The 16,482-nt window shown below is 66.4% G+C and carries 21 protein-coding genes; 12 read left to right on the top strand and 9 right to left on the bottom strand.

The window, feature by feature from the left end; all coding sequences use genetic code 11:
• Positions 1-7: 7 nt before the first annotated feature.
• The 5 genes from MF6396_RS18390 (at position 8) to MF6396_RS18370 (ending at position 4,721) form a co-directional block, all read left to right on the top strand.
• A complete protein-coding gene (locus MF6396_RS18390) occupies positions 8-1,084 on the top strand; it encodes a sigma-54 interaction domain-containing protein (protein ID WP_078481229.1) in 1,077 nt (358 codons plus the stop codon).
• 184 nt (positions 1,085-1,268) lie between these two features.
• Positions 1,269-2,951 carry a nitrite/sulfite reductase gene (locus MF6396_RS18385; RefSeq protein ID WP_043860048.1) on the top strand — a complete coding sequence of 561 codons (1,683 nt, stop codon included), beginning with the start codon at positions 1,269-1,271 and terminating at the stop codon, positions 2,949-2,951.
• Complete coding sequence (locus MF6396_RS18380) at positions 2,939-3,421, top strand: DUF934 domain-containing protein (RefSeq protein WP_043860047.1); 483 nt, start codon at positions 2,939-2,941, stop codon at positions 3,419-3,421. The genes MF6396_RS18385 and MF6396_RS18380 overlap by 13 nt, the downstream gene beginning before the upstream one ends.
• A gap of 75 nt (positions 3,422-3,496) precedes the next feature.
• Entirely contained in the window at positions 3,497-4,033 is a 537-nt protein-coding gene (locus MF6396_RS18375) for a GNAT family N-acetyltransferase (protein WP_043860046.1), read from the top strand.
• Positions 4,026-4,721, top strand: coding sequence for a glutathione S-transferase N-terminal domain-containing protein (locus MF6396_RS18370; RefSeq protein WP_043860045.1), 696 nt, complete (start codon positions 4,026-4,028; stop codon positions 4,719-4,721). Before MF6396_RS18375 ends, MF6396_RS18370 begins: the two co-directional genes overlap by 8 nt.
• Positions 4,722-4,775: 54 nt before the next feature.
• Here the strand turns inward: MF6396_RS18370 and MF6396_RS18365 are convergent, their stop codons facing one another.
• The 3 genes from MF6396_RS18365 to MF6396_RS18355 all read right to left on the bottom strand — a co-directional run bounded on the left by MF6396_RS18365 (position 4,776) and on the right by MF6396_RS18355 (position 5,891).
• Positions 4,776-5,003 (bottom strand): DUF6555 family protein, encoded by a 228-nt coding sequence (locus MF6396_RS18365; RefSeq protein ID WP_043860044.1) that lies wholly within the window; start codon positions 5,001-5,003, stop codon positions 4,776-4,778.
• 104 nt (positions 5,004-5,107) lie between these two features.
• Positions 5,108-5,668, bottom strand: coding sequence for an ATP-dependent Clp protease proteolytic subunit (locus tag MF6396_RS18360; protein WP_043860043.1), 561 nt, complete (start codon positions 5,666-5,668; stop codon positions 5,108-5,110).
• A 49-nt stretch (positions 5,669-5,717) separates the two neighbouring features.
• Positions 5,718-5,891, bottom strand: a complete 174-nt coding sequence (locus MF6396_RS18355) for a KGG domain-containing protein (protein WP_370409158.1) — start codon at positions 5,889-5,891, stop codon at positions 5,718-5,720.
• Between the two features lie 214 nt (positions 5,892-6,105).
• On the opposite strand from MF6396_RS18355, the gene MF6396_RS18350 reads away from it, so the two are divergent.
• The 3 genes from MF6396_RS18350 (at position 6,106) to MF6396_RS18340 (ending at position 8,802) form a co-directional block, all read left to right on the top strand.
• The gene (locus MF6396_RS18350; protein WP_078481226.1) at positions 6,106-7,446 is read left to right on the top strand and encodes an iron-containing redox enzyme family protein; all 1,341 of its coding nucleotides are present in this window, start codon (positions 6,106-6,108) and stop codon (positions 7,444-7,446) included.
• An 11-nt stretch (positions 7,447-7,457) separates the two neighbouring features.
• Positions 7,458-8,411, top strand: a complete 954-nt coding sequence (locus MF6396_RS18345; protein WP_043860041.1) for a methyltransferase — start codon at positions 7,458-7,460, stop codon at positions 8,409-8,411.
• A gap of 127 nt (positions 8,412-8,538) precedes the next feature.
• Complete coding sequence (locus MF6396_RS18340; protein WP_043860040.1) at positions 8,539-8,802, top strand: DUF1652 domain-containing protein; 264 nt, start codon at positions 8,539-8,541, stop codon at positions 8,800-8,802.
• A 15-nt stretch (positions 8,803-8,817) separates the two neighbouring features.
• On the opposite strand, the gene MF6396_RS18335 is transcribed toward MF6396_RS18340, so the two are convergent.
• A complete protein-coding gene (locus MF6396_RS18335) occupies positions 8,818-9,432 on the bottom strand; it encodes a Yip1 family protein (RefSeq protein ID WP_078481225.1) in 615 nt (204 codons plus the stop codon).
• A gap of 189 nt (positions 9,433-9,621) precedes the next feature.
• Here MF6396_RS18335 and MF6396_RS18330 point away from each other — a divergent pair, with 189 nt between their 5' ends.
• Genes MF6396_RS18330 through ku form a run of 3 tightly spaced genes read left to right on the top strand, consistent with a single transcriptional unit; the run spans position 9,622 to position 11,573 of the window.
• On the top strand, positions 9,622-9,792 hold the full coding sequence (locus MF6396_RS18330; protein WP_043860038.1) for a metallothionein: 171 nt from the start codon (positions 9,622-9,624) through the stop codon (positions 9,790-9,792).
• Positions 9,793-9,819: 27 nt separating this feature from the next.
• Positions 9,820-10,728, top strand: a complete 909-nt coding sequence (locus MF6396_RS18325; protein ID WP_043860037.1) for an SDR family oxidoreductase — start codon at positions 9,820-9,822, stop codon at positions 10,726-10,728.
• Between the two features lie 14 nt (positions 10,729-10,742).
• On the top strand, positions 10,743-11,573 hold the full coding sequence (ku, locus tag MF6396_RS18320; RefSeq protein WP_078481224.1) for a non-homologous end joining protein Ku: 831 nt from the start codon (positions 10,743-10,745) through the stop codon (positions 11,571-11,573).
• Positions 11,574-11,651: 78 nt separating this feature from the next.
• Here the strand turns inward: ku and MF6396_RS18315 are convergent, their stop codons facing one another.
• Entirely contained in the window at positions 11,652-12,023 is a 372-nt protein-coding gene (locus MF6396_RS18315; RefSeq protein WP_078481222.1) for a hypothetical protein, read from the bottom strand.
• A 5-nt stretch (positions 12,024-12,028) separates the two neighbouring features.
• Complete coding sequence (locus MF6396_RS18310; RefSeq protein ID WP_054914436.1) at positions 12,029-13,222, bottom strand: MFS transporter; 1,194 nt, start codon at positions 13,220-13,222, stop codon at positions 12,029-12,031.
• A 114-nt stretch (positions 13,223-13,336) separates the two neighbouring features.
• On the opposite strand from MF6396_RS18310, the gene MF6396_RS18305 reads away from it, so the two are divergent.
• A complete protein-coding gene (locus MF6396_RS18305; RefSeq protein ID WP_078481221.1) occupies positions 13,337-14,224 on the top strand; it encodes a LysR family transcriptional regulator in 888 nt (295 codons plus the stop codon).
• Positions 14,225-14,301: 77 nt separating this feature from the next.
• Here MF6396_RS18305 and MF6396_RS18300 read toward each other — a convergent pair whose 3' ends face one another.
• Genes MF6396_RS18300 through MF6396_RS18290 form a run of 3 tightly spaced genes read right to left on the bottom strand, consistent with a single transcriptional unit; the run spans position 14,302 to position 16,474 of the window.
• Entirely contained in the window at positions 14,302-15,222 is a 921-nt protein-coding gene (locus MF6396_RS18300) for a DUF72 domain-containing protein (protein WP_078481219.1), read from the bottom strand.
• A complete protein-coding gene (locus MF6396_RS18295) occupies positions 15,219-15,878 on the bottom strand; it encodes a glycosyltransferase (protein WP_043860031.1) in 660 nt (219 codons plus the stop codon). Before MF6396_RS18295 ends, MF6396_RS18300 begins: the two co-directional genes overlap by 4 nt.
• Positions 15,875-16,474 carry a class I SAM-dependent methyltransferase gene (locus tag MF6396_RS18290; protein WP_054914437.1) on the bottom strand — a complete coding sequence of 200 codons (600 nt, stop codon included), beginning with the start codon at positions 16,472-16,474 and terminating at the stop codon, positions 15,875-15,877. The genes MF6396_RS18295 and MF6396_RS18290 overlap by 4 nt, the downstream gene beginning before the upstream one ends.
• Positions 16,475-16,482: the final 8 nt, after the last annotated feature.

Raw genomic sequence — 16,482 nt, 5'->3', positions numbered from 1 at the left:
ATGCACCATGTCGCTGATTACCCATCCCCATGCCCGGGAACTGACCAAATCCGTTCGTGCCACCGTGCTGGTGTTCAAGGACCCTCGCTCCCAGGAACTGCTGGCCCGTATCGAGCGCCTGGCGCCGAGCGAGGCCAACACCCTGATCATCGGCGAGACCGGCACCGGCAAGGAACTGGTGGCGCGGCATATCCACCAGTTGAGCCGGCGCGGTCGCGAACCGTTCGTGGCAGTCAACTGCGGCGCCTTTGCCGAAACCCTGGTGGAGAGCGAGTTGTTCGGCCATGAAAAGGGCGCATTCACCGGGGCCACCAACAGCAAGGCGGGCTGGTTCGAGGCGGCCAATGGCGGCACGCTGTTTCTCGACGAGATCGGCGACCTGCCGTTGAACATGCAGGTCAAGCTGCTGCGTGTGCTGCAGGAACGCGAAGTGGTGCGGCTGGGGTCGCGCACGCCGATCCCGATCAACGTGCGCCTGGTGGCGGCCACCAACGTCAACCTGGCCGATGCGGTGGTGGCGGGGCACTTTCGCGAAGACCTGTTCTACCGCCTGCACGTGGCGACCATCCGCCTGCCGCCGCTGCGCGAGCGCCCCGGCGACATCCTGCCGCTGGCCGAGTTCTTTCTCGAGGAGCATTGCCAGCGCCTGGGCTACAGCCGCGCCAGCCTGAGCCTGGAGAGCGAGCGCAAACTGCTGGGGCACAGCTGGCCAGGCAACATCCGCGAGCTGGAGAATGCCATTCACCATGCCTTGCTGGTGTGCCGCCAGCAGGTGGTGCAGCCGGCCGACCTGCACCTGGTGGACATGCGCTCGGTGGGTATCCGCCAGGAGGAGAGCGCCCAGCCGCTGCGCCTGCAGACGCCCGAGGCGCCAAGCCTGGAGGCGGCGCTGACGGCGCTGTTCGAGCAGAACGTAGAGGATTTGTACGATCATATCGAAGAGACGGTGTTTCGCACCGCGTACCGCTATTGCCACGGCAACCAGCTGCAGACCGGGCGCCTGCTCAACATCAGCCGCAACATCGTGCGGGCGCGGCTGGAGAAGATCGGCGAGCTCAAGCGTAGCGATACTGTCGGCCTGTAAGGGCCCTTCGCGGGTCCACAGGTTGTGCACCGACTTGAGGGGCTGTGAACGTTCTGTGGGAGCGGGCTTGACCCGCGATACAGGCGCCACCGGGTCAACTGATCCGCATTAATCCCCCCAACCTGAATCTGTAACCCAGTACACCTCGAAGCCATAGTAGCGGCCTCCCTGATGAGGTCCGACCATGTATCACTACGACGAATACGATCGTGCACTGGTGTTCGAGCGCGTAGCCCAGTTCCGCGACCAGGTGCAGCGCTTCACTGCCGGTGAACTGAGCGAAGAAGAATTCCTGCCACTGCGCCTGCAAAATGGCCTGTACCTGCAAAAGCATGCCTACATGCTGCGCGTGGCCATCCCCTACGGCACCCTCGGCGCCCGCCAGATGCGCACCCTGGCCAGCATCGCGCGCGACTACGACCGCGGTTACGGCCACTTCACCACGCGCCAGAACATCCAGTTCAACTGGGTCGAACTGGCCCAGGTGCCGGATATCCTGCAGCGCCTGGCCGAGGTCGACATGCATGCGATCCAGACCTCCGGCAACTGCGTGCGCAACATCACCACCGAGGCCTTCGCCGGCGTCGCCGCCGACGAGATCATCGACCCGCGCCCGCTGGCCGAGATCCTGCGCCAGTGGTCGACCATCAACCCCGAGTTCCTGTTCCTGCCGCGCAAGTTCAAGATCGCCATCTGCTCGGCCCGCCAGGACCGCGCAGCGATCATGATGCACGACATCGGCCTGTACCTTTACCGCGACGGGCGCCAGCAGATGCGCCTGCGGGTGATGGTCGGCGGCGGCCTGGGGCGCACGCCGATCCTGGGCCTGCAGATCCGCGAGGGCCTGCCGTGGGAGCACCTGCTGTCGTACGTCGAGGCCATCCTGCGGGTGTACAACCGCCATGGCCGGCGCGACAACAAGTACAAGGCGCGCATCAAGATCCTGGTCAAGGCACTGGGCATCGAGGCTTTTGCCCGTGAAGTCGAACAGGAATGGCAACACATCAAGGACGGCCCGGCGCAGCTCACCGAAGCCGAGTTCCAGCGGGTGGCCGAAGGCTTCGCGCCGCCATGCTACGCCGCGCAGCCCGACGGCGACCTGGACTACGGCACCCACCTGGCCATGGACCGCTCCTTCGCCCGCTGGGTCTCGCGCAACGTGCAGCCGCACAAGGTGGCCGGCTATGCCAGCGTGGTGCTGTCGACCAAGCCCGGCCCGGCGGCGCCCCCCGGCGACCTCACCGCCGAGCAGATGGACAACGTGGCCGACTGGTCGGAGCACTTCGGTTTCGGTGAAATCCGCATCGCCCACGAGCAGAACCTGATCCTGCCCGATGTCCGCAAGGCCGACCTGTACCCGCTGTGGCGTCTGGCCTGCGAGCAGGGCCTGGGCACCGCCAACATCGGCCTGTTGACCGATATCATCGCCTGCCCGGGCGGCGACTTCTGCGCGCTGGCCAACGCCAAGTCGATCCCCATCGCCCAGGCCATCCAGAGCCGCTTCGACGACCTCGACTACCTGCACGACCTGGGCGAGCTGAGCCTGAACATCTCGGGCTGCATCAACGCCTGTGGCCACCACCACATCGGCAACATCGGCATCCTGGGCGTCGACAAGAACGGCAGCGAGTGGTACCAGGTGACCCTGGGCGGGGCGCAGGGCAAGGCCAGCGCACTGGGCAAGGTGATCGGCCCGTCGTTCAGCGCCGCCGAGATCCCCCGCGTGATCGAGCAGATCGTGGCCACCTACTGCGCCTACCGCGAACTCGACGAGCCCTTCGTCGACACCGTGGCGCGGGTGGGGCTGGAGCCGTTCAAGGAGCGCGTCTATGCCAGGCAGCCGGAGGTGTCCACATGCGCAATGTGATCGCGATACGCCAAGGGCAGGCGCAGCTTGTGGAGGGCGACAGCTGGCAGTTGCTGCGCGAGCAGGAGGCGCCGCTGCCGACGGGCGCGCTGATTTTGCCGCTGCACCGCTGGCTGGCGCAGCCCAGTGGTTATCACGGGCTGTGGCTGGGGCCGGATGACGATGTCGAGTCGCTGCAGCTGTGGCTGGGCGTGCTGCCGCTGATCGCCATCGACTTCCCCTCGTTTCGCGATGGCCGTGGCTACAGCCAGGCCTACCTGCTGCGCACGCGGCTGGGCTGGCAGGGCGAATTGCGTGCTGTCGGCGATGTGCTGCGCGACCAGCTGAGCCATATGCGCCAGTGCGGTTTCGACAGTTTTGCCGTGCGCGAGGACAAGTCGGCAGCCGACGCGCTCAAGGGCCTGCAGGGCATGAGCGTGCTCTACGGGCGTTCGGTGATCGAGCCCAGGCCGCTGTTTCGGCGACGTTGAGTGCGTAGGGTGCTGTCGCGCCGGTGATGGAACGGGCTACCATGCAGGTTCGCCCGTTGGACAGGATGTTGCAGCATGCTTTTCAGTACCCGTACTGCCCGGCCGGCCGATGCTGAAGCCCTCAGCGACATCGCCAGCCAGACCTTCGCCCTGGCAAGCCCCGCCGATTCATCGGCCAAGGCGCTTGCCGCCTATATCCGAGGCCATCTTCAGCCCGAACACTTCTGCCTGCACCTGATCAGCCGCGCCAAGCAATTGCGCGTGCTGGAGCATGACGGCGTGGTGGTGGGCTACACCCTGATCGACAAGGCGGCGCAGGCGCTGGGTATCGAGGCGGCCGACGGCCTGCCGGAACTGAGCCGCTGCTACGTGCTGCCCGAGCACCATGGCCAGGGCGCGGCCCAGCGCCTGCTTGAGGACACCCTGGCCCAGGTGGGTGGGGCGATCCGCCTGACGGTCAACGAACACAACAGCCGGGCGATCCGCTTTTACCAACGCAATGGCTTCCGCCAGGTGGGCGAGGCCATTTTTGTCTGCGGGCCGGAACGTCACCGTGACTGGGTGATGGTGCGCGCCTGCGCCACTGCCGAACCAGAGGCTGCCGATGACTGATCTTTCTGCCTACCCCATCACCCGCAAATGGCCTGCCCGCCACCCCGAGCGCCTGCAACTGTATTCGCTGCCCACGCCCAACGGGGTGAAGGTGTCGATCATGCTCGAAGAGACGGGCCTGGCCTACGAGGCGCACAAGGTGGACTTTGCCACCGAGGATCAACTGAGCGCCGAGTTCATCTCGCTCAGTGCCAACAACAAGATCCCCGCGATCCTCGACCCGCACGGGCCGGGGGGCAAGCCGCTGGGGCTGTTCGAGTCGGGGGCGATCCTGCTGTACCTGGCCGAGAAGACCGGCCAGCTGCTGCCTGAAGACCCGGCTGCGCGCTACGAGACGATCCAGTGGCTGATGTTCCAGATGGGCGGCATCGGCCCGATGTTCGGCCAGGTGGGCTTCTTCAACAAGTTCGCCGGCAAGGCCTATGAAGACAAGCGCCCGCTGCAGCGCTACGTGGACGAGGCGCGGCGCCTGCTGGGCGTGCTGGACCGGCGCCTGCACGGGCGCGACTGGATCATGGGCGAGTACGGCATCGCGGACATCGCCACGCTGCCGTGGGTGCGCAACCTGATCGGTTTCTACGAAGCGGGGGATCTGGTGCGGATCGAGGAGTTCGTCGAGGTTCGACGCGTGCTGGAGGCGTTTCTGGCGCGGCCGGCGGTGCAGCGTGGCTTGCTGATTCCGGGTTGACCGGGTTGTGCTGCGGTCAGCGCGGGCCTGGCCCGCGCTGGACGCAGCGCCGTCTCAGTGGCTCTGGCGCCACGTCACCTCGGTGATTCCGTACCGCTCGGCCAGTGGCTTGCTGACCTTCTTTACCTTCTCGCGCCCATAGCGCGGAATATGCCCCACCCCGGCGTCACAGCTGGCCCAGTGCCAGGCTTCGGCGTTGTCCATCGCCTCGGCACGAATCACGAAGGACTTCTGTTTGCCGTGCAATTGATAGTCGATGACGAAGAGTTTTGCGTTGTTCATGGTTCCCTGAAAATCCTTTCAACGTGGTGACCGATGCGTGTTCACTCATACCGCCTAACTAAGTACCTTCCAGCCACCAAATAATTCAGTCTGATTGTTCGACATCAGTGTTCGGCGCTGACGGTGAGGTGGCGGGCATCGGTGTCGAACACTACCTGTTCCAGCCGGTGGGCCATGCCGCAGGCCAGCGAATCGTAGGCAGGAATCACCCGTTCCTCGGCCGACAGGCAGTGGATGATGTCCAGTTTGCGCTCGGCATGGGCGGTCTCCAGTTCGAAGATCCGCGCATAGCGCTCCAGGTCGTTGTTCAGGCTCGACAGGTATTCACGCAGGCGCGAGTGGTCCACCGCGCTCTGGCTGAAGTGCCAGGTCATGGGGTGGATCAGAAACCGCGAGTGGGGCACGGCCAGGCGTTCGCTGGCGGCCAGGTACATCACGATGCCCATGGATTCGATGTTGCCCGCATTCACCGCGCTGACCGGCACCGGCAGCGACTTGAGAAAGCTGTAGATCGAGAACCCCAGGTGGGTGCTGCCGCCGATGGTCGACAGGTTGAGCAGCAGGGCGCTGGCCCCTTCGTCGATCGCCTGCAGGCAACGGTCGCGAAAGCGCTCGGTGGTGCCCTGATCGATCGGGCAATGAAAGTGGATGACGTACTGCTTCATCAAGAGTCCTCAAGACCGACGCACCCTCGGTGCGCCGGTCGCTCGAGCGTCAGCTACGACCACCACCACTTGGTTTGCGGGTGTCAGACTTGGTGGCGTCAGGCTTCTTGTTGCCCTGGCTGCCAGCGCCGCCTCCGGAGGCCTGCCCACCTTTTTTGCCGGCTTCCGACGCCTTGTTCTTGTCGTTGGCAAAGTTTCCCGAGTTTTCTTTCTTGTCCATGATGCTGATCCTCATGTCATTGGGATGCGAAGCCTTGTGGACCTCACATAGGTGTGGAGATAGGCCACGGGGCAAAGTTTTAAAATCTTTGCGTGCATGAGACGAACGGTAAGCCCGCACGACTTTTTCATCCGCTTGGCGGGGCTGTGGAACTTTGCAGCGCAGCGCCCATTCCCTTGCATATCGACTGCAAGGGGCAGCCAAGAGGACAACGGCCATGACCGTGATGAACGCAACCCGCCCGACTGCCGACCTGGCGCAGGTTCAGGCCGGCGACCTGCTCAACCGCTACCAGGCGCTGCTGCGCGGTGACCTGGTGGGCAGTGCCGCCTGGCTGGCCGAGCAACTGCTGCGCACACAGGGTCTGCAGGACGACCTGCCGGCAACCCCGGGCGAACTGGACGCGTGGACCGACCGGCGCACCGCCGCAGTTGCCGGCGAATACTCCGAATACCTGGCCGGGCGCAAGGCCGGCGCGCCCCGGCGCTATTTCAGCACTCGCGCCCACGCGCTGTACTTTCTGCACCATGTGGCCCCCACCAAGGCGGTGGACGGCGCCTGGCTGCACGGGCTGCTGCGACACTGGGCCGACCCGCGCTATCACGGGCTGATCCGTATCTACCTCGAAGAGCTGGGCGATGGCGACCCGGCCTGCAACCATGTGCTGATCTATCGCCGCCTGCTGGCCGAGGCCGGTTGCCACGAGCCGGTGCCGCTGCCCGACGAGCGTTACCTGCAGGGCTGCCTGCAGCTGGCGCTGGGGGCCAACAGCGACATGTTCCTGCCCGAGGTGATCGGCTACAACCTGGGTTATGAGCAGCTGCCGTTGCACCTGCTGATCAGCGCCTACGAGCTCGACGAACTGGGCCTGGATGCCCAGTACTTTCGCCTGCACGTCACCATCGACAACGCCAGCAGCGGCCATGCACGCAAGGCCGTGCAGGCCCTGCAGCAGTTGCGCCCGGAGCAGGACGACGGGCGTTTCTACCAGCGCGTGGTCGCCGGCTACCGGCTCAACGACCTGGGCCAGGGCTCGGCGGCGATCATCGCAGGCTTTGACCTGGAGGCCGAGGTGGTGGCGCTGCTCGAACGCAAGCGCGCCTTCGGCCAGCACATGCATTCGGACTACTGCCGCTTCCAGGGGCGCACCGTCAATCAATGGCTGGCCGAGCCGGGCAGCATGCCGGGCTTTCTTGGCGTGCTGGAACAGAAGGGTTGGATCAAGCGCGGGCAGGACCCACAGCTCAGCCGCTTCTGGCAGGTGATCGAGGGGCCGGGCGCGGCGATGTTCGGGGTGTTCAGCGTGTATGAGAAGCAGCTGCTGCATGACTGGATCGCTGGCGACTGGCAGCCGGCCGGCAACCCCGAACGTACCCAGGGCAGCGCCCTGCAACCCTCGATGCCTTCGGACGACACCGCGCTCGACATCGAGCTGCAGGCGCTGCCCGCACAGTGCCGTATCGAACGCCTGATCGACGCCATGGCCGGCAACCGCCATGCACTGCCGCGCGGCCTGCAGGCCACGCGGATGTACCGCCAGCTCACCGGCCTAAACTGAAGGAGTGCACCATGCTGCTGAACACCTGCCAGCCTGAAGCGGACAAGGCCCTGCTGCAACTGGGCCGGCGTCTGCAGGCCGACGGCTACCGCTTCACCTGCGTCACCCCGCTGACCCAGCAGCGCAACAACGAGCGCCAGAGCGCGGCGCGGGCGCGCACCCTGCGCGACATTTTTGGCTGGAACCGTCCGTTCACCGCTTCGCTGCTGTCGGCCGACGAACTGGCGCAGATGCGCGTGGCACAGATTCTCGACGAAGACGGCGACTGCTGGCGCAGCCGGGTGCGCTGGTCGAGCCTGGAGGACCTGCTGTTCGTGCATTCGGGCTTTCCCACCACGCAGGCCGATGCGGTGTTCTTCGGGCCCGACAGCTATCGCTTCGCACACTTCATCGCCAGCCACCTGCAGGGCCGCTTCAGCGAAATCAACCACGCGGTGGATATCGGCTGCGGGGCCGGGGTAGGGGCGATACTGATCGGCCGTGCACGCCGGCACGCCCAGGTCACCGCGCTGGACATCAACCCCGACGCCCTGCGCCTGAGCGCGATCAACGTGGCCCTGGCCGGGCTGGCCAATGTGTCGGTGGCGCACAGCGATGTACTGCAGGGCATTACCGGCAACTTCGACCTGATCGTCGCCAACCCGCCGTACATGCTCGATGCCGGCCGCCGCGCCTATCGTCACGGTGGCGGCAGCCTGGGCGCCGACCTGTCGCTGCGCATCGTCAACGAGGCAATCGGGCGCCTGAGCCAGGGCGGCACGCTGCTGCTGTACACCGGGGTGGCGATGGTCGACGGGCACGACCCGTTCCTTGCCGCCATCCGTGCCCAGCTCACCGCCCCGCAATGGTCGTGGCACTACCAGGAGCTGGACCCTGACGTGTTTGGCGAGCAACTGCTCGAACCTGGCTACGAGCAGGTCGAGCGCATTGCAGCAGTGGGGCTGACGGTGACGCGCAACGGCTGAACATGCCGGTGCGGTTTCATTGCCCCGGTCAATCAGATGCCGGGGGCTGTATTGGAGTTTTCGATTTGAATGTCGGGCCCGGGGGGCCCTTACTAGTGGTTACACCTGAGACATCGAGGGTTGCATCATGCCAATGAACGGAGTGTGTGATCTGGAACTGCGTCGCCTGATAGAAGGCGCCTTTCTGCCATGGCGCTGTGAAGTGGCGTGCAGCGACGGATTGGCGCTGACCATCCACCTGCCGGCCGATGCCGAGTATGCCGAGCTTACGGTCACGGGTATCCAGCTGAGCGCCTTGCCCGACGTGCGGGCCATCGCGGACCTGGTGGGTCAGATCCGCGAAGAGCGCCGCACCATGGGCCTGCAGCCGCGCAGGCTGTACCGCGCCTGACCCCCATGCGCCCGGCTAGCCCAGGCCGGCCGGGCGCAGGTATTCCGGTTGCAGGGTGTTGAACCAGAACAGGATCATCGACACCAGGATGGTCACCTGCACCAGCAACCCCACCCCCCACACGCTGGCCGAGTACAGCAGGCCGTCTTCCTTGCGGATGCGCATGAAGGTCGGCAGACCGGTGAACAGCAGAAAGGTCGCGTACACCGTGGCCGCGCCCAGTATCGTGACCGCCAGCCAACGGCTCGGGTACAGCCCGGCCAGCCCGGCTATGAAATACGGTGTGGCGGTGTAGGCAGCAAAGCCGATGCACTGGTTGAGGGTGGGGCGTGCATCGAAGGTACGCGACATCCAGCGGATGAATGCCCCCATCAGCACCGTGCCCGCCATGATCGCCAGAAACAGCAGGATGCACAGCTGCAACGCGCTGCTGGCACTCAGGCGCACGTTCTCGTTTTCGGCCAGGCTCCAGCCCACCGAGGTGATCCCGATGAACAGGCATACGGTGGGGATCAGTGCCAGCAACAGCAGGTGTGACAGGTAGTGACGCGGGTGGACTTCCTCGTCGTGGCGAATGTCGGCCCACGCCGAGTTGGGTTGGGTGAACAGCTTGACCAGGTGGCTTGTCATGGCGGTCTCCGGTACCGGGGCGAAAGGGCCCCTCGTGTTCTGTGGAGGTCACAAAGCGGCCAGGGTTTCATCGGCTTTGCCGCAAGCGGACCAACTGCCTTGAACCATTGCGCGCGCGGGCCGGTCACTTCTTGCAGGGGCGCCAAACGGCGCCACCGATGACGACCATCACCTTCAGGAGTCAAGACCATGGACCAACAGACCTGTGCCTGCCCGGACTGCAACTGCAAGGTCGGCGACAACCCCGTGCAACGCGAAGGCAAGTCTTATTGCTGTCAGGCCTGCGCCGATCATCACCCGGCCGGCAAACCCTGTTCTGCCAGTGGCTGCGGCTGCGCCAGGCAGGCCCCCACGCACTGAGGCACTGAACCGTACCGGAGGATCCCGATGTCGACGCCAAAACCCAGCAACCAGTACAGCATGCGCAACCCGCTGACCCAGTACCCGCAACCGCCGTTTCCGGCCCAGGGCCAATCGGCGCCTGGGCTGGACAGCGGCATGCAACCCAAGCCGGACCACGGTGAGCACAGCTACCAGGGCTTTGGCCGGCTCCAGGGGCGCAAGGCGCTGATCACGGGCGCCGACTCCGGGATCGGCCGTGCGGTGGCCATCGCCTTTGCCCGCGAGGGTGCGGACATCGTGCTCAACTACCTGCCCATCGAGCACAGCGATGCCAAGGAAGTCATCCAGTTGATCGAGGCCGAGGGCCGGCGTGCCATCGCCTTGCCGGGCGACCTCAAGGACGAGGCCTTTTGCCGCGAACTGGTCAGCCAGGCCCACGACCAGTTGGGCGGGCTGGACATCCTGGTCAACGTGGCAGGCAAGCAGGTGGCGCGCAAGCAGGTGGGCCAGGTCAGCAGCGAACAGTTCGACGCCACCATGAAGACCAACGTGTACGCGCTGTTCTGGCTGTGCCAGGCGGCCGTGCCGCTGATGCCGGCCGGGGCCACCATCATCAACACCGCATCGATCCAGTCGTACCAGCCGTCGGCGACCCTGCTCGACTACGCCACCACCAAGGCGGCGATCGTGGCCTTTACCAAGGCCCTGGCCAAGCAGGTGATCGAGCGCGGCATCCGTGTCAACGCGGTGGCACCGGGGCCGATCTGGACGGTGCTGCAGCCCAGCGGCGGGCAGCCGCCGGAGAAGATCCCCGACTTCGGCGGGCACACGCCGATGAAGCGCCCCGGCCAGCCGGCCGAGTGTGCGCCGCTGTACGTGCTGCTGGCGTCGCAGGAATCCAGTTACATCACCGGTGAAGTGTTTGGCGTGACCGGTGGCAACCCATTGCCTTAGGCGAGGAGACGAGCATGGCCAGCAGGGCGATCTGGAAGGGCGCGATCAGTTTCGGGCTGGTGCATATCCCGGTGTCGCTGACCACGGCGGTCAGCAGCGACCGGGTCGATTTCGACTGGCTCGACAAGCGCAGCATGGACCCGGTGGGCTACAAGCGGGTGAACAAGGTCACCGGCAAGGAGATCGACAAGGAGCATATCGTCAAGGGCGTGGCGTTCGAGAAGGGCCGCTATGTGGTGATCAGCGAGGACGAGATCCGCAAGGCGCGGCCCGAGGCCACCCAGACCATCGATATCTTCTCGTTCGTGGGCAGTGACGAGATCCCGCTGCAGCACTTCGACACGCCGTACTACCTGGCGCCGGACAAGCGCGGTGGCAAGGTCTATGCGCTGCTGCGCCAGACCCTGGAGAGCACCGGCAAGGTGGCGCTGGCCAAGGTGGTGCTGCATACCCAGCAGCACCTGGCGCTGCTGCGCCCGCTGGAGGACGCCCTGGTGATGATCACCCTGCGCTGGCCCGATGAGGTCCGCGGGCTCGAAGGGCTGGAGCTGGACAAGAGCGTGAGCGCGGCCACGGTGGACAAGAAGGAGCTGCAGATGGCCAAGCGTCTGGTGGAGGACATGGCCGGGCACTGGACGCCGCAGGAGTACCACAACGACTTCAAGGACACCATCATGGCGCTGGTGGAGGAGAAGGCCAGCCAGGGCAAGATCGCCACCGTGGAGGCACCCGAAGACCAGGCAGCGGGCAAGGGTGCGGACATCATCGACCTCACCGAGCTGCTCAAGCGCAGCCTGGGTGGGGGCAAGAAGGCGCCGGCCAAGAAGGCAGCGCCTTCGCGGTAGGAGCCGGCGTTGCCGGCGAAGGCCACACCGCGGTCTGTCGGGCTTTTGCGGTGTTCGCTTCGCCAGCAAGGCTGGCTCCTACACAGGCTGCGGCGTTACCGCGGTCTCCTGCAAATGCAGCCACTTGCCCTGCCCATCGAACACCACCGTCGACCAGCGCAGCGTGGTCTGGCCGCTGTCATCCTGCTGATGCTCGCGATAGGTCACCACCCCCGGCGCCACGTCGTGCATCTCATCGATCTCGATGCGCAGGCCAGGCCGCGAGCCATAGGCCTGGGCAAAAAAACTCTCCAGCTGCGCCTTGTCGAGCACCGTGCCCTTGAGCGTGAACATCGAGAACCCCTCGGCAAAGCGCTCCAGCAACGGCGGCCGTGCCTCGCCGGCCAGCCACTGGCGGATCTGCACATGCGCCTCCAGCACCTCCTCAAACCCTGCATTACGCTCTGGCATTGCACTCACTCCACAGGTTGAACAAACACGGCCCCGGCGCCCGGCAGGCGCAGCACCCAGGGCAAGGGCAGCAAGGTCAGCGCGGCGCCCAGCGCCAGCACTTGCGCGTAGGCTGTAGGCCCCGGCAATCGCCAGTCGAGCACTGCGCCGAGCAACGCCACCCCGAAAAAGAAACTCAACTGCCGGTTCAGGCTCCACAACGCACTGGCCGCGCCCATGGCGGCCTCGGGGATCGCCACGAACGCCGCTGTCTGCGCGGTGCTGCTGCACAGGCTGCTGCCCAGGCCCAGCAACGCATACAGCAGCACCAGCCAACCGGGGTGGGCGACCAGCCAGGGGCTGGCCAACGCCAGCACCGCCAGGCTTTGAATGCCCATGCCGGCCAGCAGCAGCGGGCGTGGGCCCAGTGCGTTGAAGCGCCACCGGCTCAGGGCGATCGCCGCCAGCGCACCGGCGGCCCACGGCAGCATCAGCCCGCCGGTGGCAGTGGCGCTCAGGCCAAGCGTGCCTTGCAGGTACAGCGCCGCCACCAGGTTGATCCCCATGAACACGCCCGGTACGCACAGGTAGATGAGCATGGCGGTGTGCAGCAGTGGCTGGCGCAACAGGCGCAGGTCCAGGGCCGGCCGTACGCTGGGCTGGGGCCGACCGCCGGGCAGCCAGGCCAGCACCAGCGCGGCGCACGCCAGGGTGGGCGCAAGCAGGGCGAAGAACACCCAGCGCCAGTCGCCCTGGTCGGCCATCAGCCCGCCCAGCGCCGGCGACAGCGCCGGCACCAGCAGGGCCACCATCATCACCCGCGAGGTGAGGCCGGCGCGCTCGCTGGCGGGGCAGGCGCGGTAGGCCAGCGCCTGGCCCACCGGGATCAGCAGGCCGCCACCCAGGCCCTGCAGCAGGCGCCAGCCGATCAGTGCCTCGATGCTCCGGGCCGAGCCTGCCAGGGCACAGCCCAGGCCGAACAGGGCCAGTGACAGCAGCAGGGTGGCGCGCTCGCCGATGCGCTGCGCCAGCCCGTTACCCAGCGGGATGATCAGGGTCAGGCCGAGCATGTAGGCGTTGCCGACCCAGCCCAGCTGCGTGACCGAGGCGCCGAGCTGGCGCTGCAGGGCGGGGTAGGCACTGTTGAGCACGAACAGGTTGAGCAGGTCGAGGGCAAAACCCATCAGGAAGATCAGGCTGACTTTGCTGCGAAAAGGCATGACGGGGCGCCGCTGGAGAACGATGGGCGCAGTGTAGGGCGGTGCTGATGATTGAATAAGCCCCGCAATACTGTCAGATTGGTCGAATTATTTTGACAATCAAGGGGCCTTTGCATGGTCAGCCTGGACCGTTTCGAGCTGTTTTGCGCCGTGGTGGAGGCGGGGTCGTTCACGGCGGCGGCCACACGCCTGTGCCAGACCCGCGCCGCGGTCAGCTTCGGTATCAAGCAGCTGGAGGCGCAGCTGGGCGTGACCCTGCTGATCCGCACCACGCGCCGGGTGGCGTTGACCGATGCCGGCGAGGGCTTCTACCGTCAGTGCCTGCTGGTGCTGGAGCAGGCGCGGTTGGCCATCGAGCAGGCGCGTGCCGAGCATGGCGGGTTGCAGGGCAGCCTGCGGGTCACCTCCACGGTGGAGTACGGTTTGCGCGTGGTGGCGCCGGCCTTGCAGCTGTTCATGCGCGAGCACCCGTTGCTCAACGTGCGGCTGGAAACCCACACCAGCCATGCGGACCTGGTTCAGGAGCGCTTCGACGTGGCCATCCGGTTGGGTCAGGCGCAGGATTCAGGCTACCGCGGGGTGTGCCTGGAGACCTATGCAGTGCACCTGGTGATGGCGCCGGGCGTGGGCGTGCCAGGGGCGACGCTTGCCCAGGTGAACGCCTTGCCCAGGCTGGTGCATGGGCGTTTCGAGCGCCAGGCCGGTTGGGCGTTGCTCGATCAGAGGGGGGAGGCGGCGGTGTACGAGCCATCGGGCCGGGCGGTGATGGTGGCGGACAATGCCTCGATCCTGCGTTCGTTCGCCTTGCAGGGGCTGGGCGTGGCGCTGCTGCCGGCCTGGTTGATCGAGGACGACCTGCGTACCGGGCGTCTGCTGGATGCATTGCCGGGGTATCGCTTTGCCGAGCAGAGCGTGTACGCGCTGTACCCGGCCAGCAACCACGTGCCGCGCAAGGTGCGGGCCTGGATCGACTTTCTCAAGGGGTTTGTGAACGGCATGTAGGCGCCGGCGTTGCCGGCGAAGGGCGCGCTGCGTTGGCCGGTGTTTCGCGGTGTCCGGTTCGCCAGCCTGGCTGGCTCCTACAGCGCAGCACCCGGTGTCGCTTCCAGGCCCTTGTCCAGCTTCAGCAGCTCCAGCAACCGTCTGGCGTCATAGGGCGCGCGCACCTTGATGTCGTTGTCGAAGTAGCAGTACACATCGCGATGCGCCGCCTTCGGCGCCGCACTCGCCGCATCGATCAACCGCGCATCCCCAGGCTGCGCCCCGCGTTTCCACGCCTGGATACGCTTTTGCCAGCCGCGCAAGGCCGCCTGCGAATACCCGCTGCTGTACAGCGCCACATCCCCATGCAGGCGCATGTACACGAAGTCGCTGGTCAAGTCCTCCACATGCGGCCACTTCTTCGCCGTGTCGGCCACCACCAGCGCTACCCGGTACTTGCGCAGCAACGCCACGAACGCCGGGTCCAGAAAGCTCTCGTGACGCACCTCCACTGCATGGCGCACCACCTGCCGGTCGGCGCCCTCCAGGTAACCCGCACGCTGCATCCGCTCGGCACACTGCGCGGCCAGGGCCTTGGCCTGCTTGCCGGTGTGCGGCAGGCGCGCCAGAAACGCATCGAACAACCCCTCGTCAAAACGCATGTTCGGCGGGAACTGCCACAACGTCGGCCCCAGCTTGCTGCCCAGCGACAGGGGGCCGGAGGCATAGAAGTTGGCCAGCGGTTCGTCGATCTCGCGCAGGCGCTTCACGTGGGTGATGAAGCGCGGCGCCTTGACGCTGAACACGAAGCCTGGCGGCGTTTCGGCCGCCCAGCCGGCGAAACGCTCGGGACGTTGCAGCGCATAGAAGGTGCCGTTGATCTCGATGCTGTTGACCGCCCGCGAGGCGAAGTGCAGCTCGTCCTTCTGGCGCAGGCCCTCGGGGTAGAAGTCGCCCCGCCACGGCACATAGCGCCAGCCCGAGATGCCGATATGCACCTGCGCCGCGCCACGGCTCACGGGGTAGCCGCCAGCGTGGTGAGGAAGTCGCCGAAGCCGCCCCGCGCCCGGCAGTCGCCACGGCTGCTGGTGGACACGCTGTTGCGTGCCGTCCACACGATGCGCGCGCCGCTCAGCTCAAGGTCGCTGATCAGTTGCACGTCTTCGTCCAGCGGCACGGGCCGGAACCCGCCGACCCGCTGGTAGGCCCTGGCGCAGATGCCCAGGTTGGCGCCATGGATGTGCCGGTGGTCCTCGCGGGCCTGGTAGTGGGCCAGGTAACGCGCCTGCAACGCCGCATCCTGGTGCGCCTGCCATTGCTCCACGTGCACCGTGCCGCACACGGCGTCGGCGGCGCAGTCCAGCTGGCACACCAGCCAGTCGGCCGGCACGCAGCTGTCGGCGTCGGTGCAGGCCAGCCAGCGCGCGCCGCGCTCGAGCATCCAGCTGGCGCCGGCACGCCGGGCGTAGCCCACGTTGCGCGCAGTGACCTGCAGGGTGTGCACGCCGTGCGCCAGGGCAATGGCTTGGCTGGCATCGCTGCACTGGTCGAGCACCACCACGATCTCTACGCGCTCGCCAAGGGCCTCGGCCTGCGCCGCCGCCTGCCCGAGGGCGCGCAGGCAGGCCGGCAGGTACTGTTCTTCGTTATGCGCGGGGACGATCACGCCGATCATAGGCAAGGCTCCTGCAGGTCAATGGCACACGGCTGGCAACACCAGTATTCGAGCAGGAAGTCGGCTTCTTCGTGGCGCACGGCGCGGTACAGCGGCAGGCGCTGATCGAGCAGGGCGTGTACCTGGCGGCCATCCTGCGGGCAGCCGTCGATGGGGTGCAGCCAGTGGCAGGCCAGCAGCGCACCGCCAGGGCTCAGGCTGGCCACGGCCTGTTCGATCACCTGCAGCCACTGCGCGGGGTCGAGGTAGTAGCCGATCTCGCTGAGCACGATCAGGTCGAACTCGCCCCCCGGCCAGTCGCCGGGCAGGTGGCCCTGGCTCACACTGGCCTGGGGGCAGGCTGCCAGGCGCCGGCGCGCAAGCTCCACGGCAGTGGCATTGAGGTCCTGGCACAGCAGGGCCTCGGTGCGCTCGGCCAGCGCTGCACTGAGCTCGCCGTTGGCGCAGGCGGGCTCGAAGATGCGCGTGTAGTACTGGCGCGGCAGGCAGGCCAGGGTCAGGTCGCGCTTGCGCTTCTCGTACCAGCGGGTCCGAAAGGCCCAGGGGTCTTCATCGTGCTCGAACAGCTGTTCGAAATACTGCGGCGATACGCTCATGGAAACAC

The sequence above is a fragment of the Pseudomonas sp. MF6396 genome (assembly GCF_002018915.1).
Lineage (GTDB): Bacteria > Pseudomonadota > Gammaproteobacteria > Pseudomonadales > Pseudomonadaceae > Aquipseudomonas > Aquipseudomonas palmensis.
The sequence above is the reverse complement of the archived record's forward strand: the minus strand, read 5'-3'. Positions and strand labels throughout refer to the sequence as shown.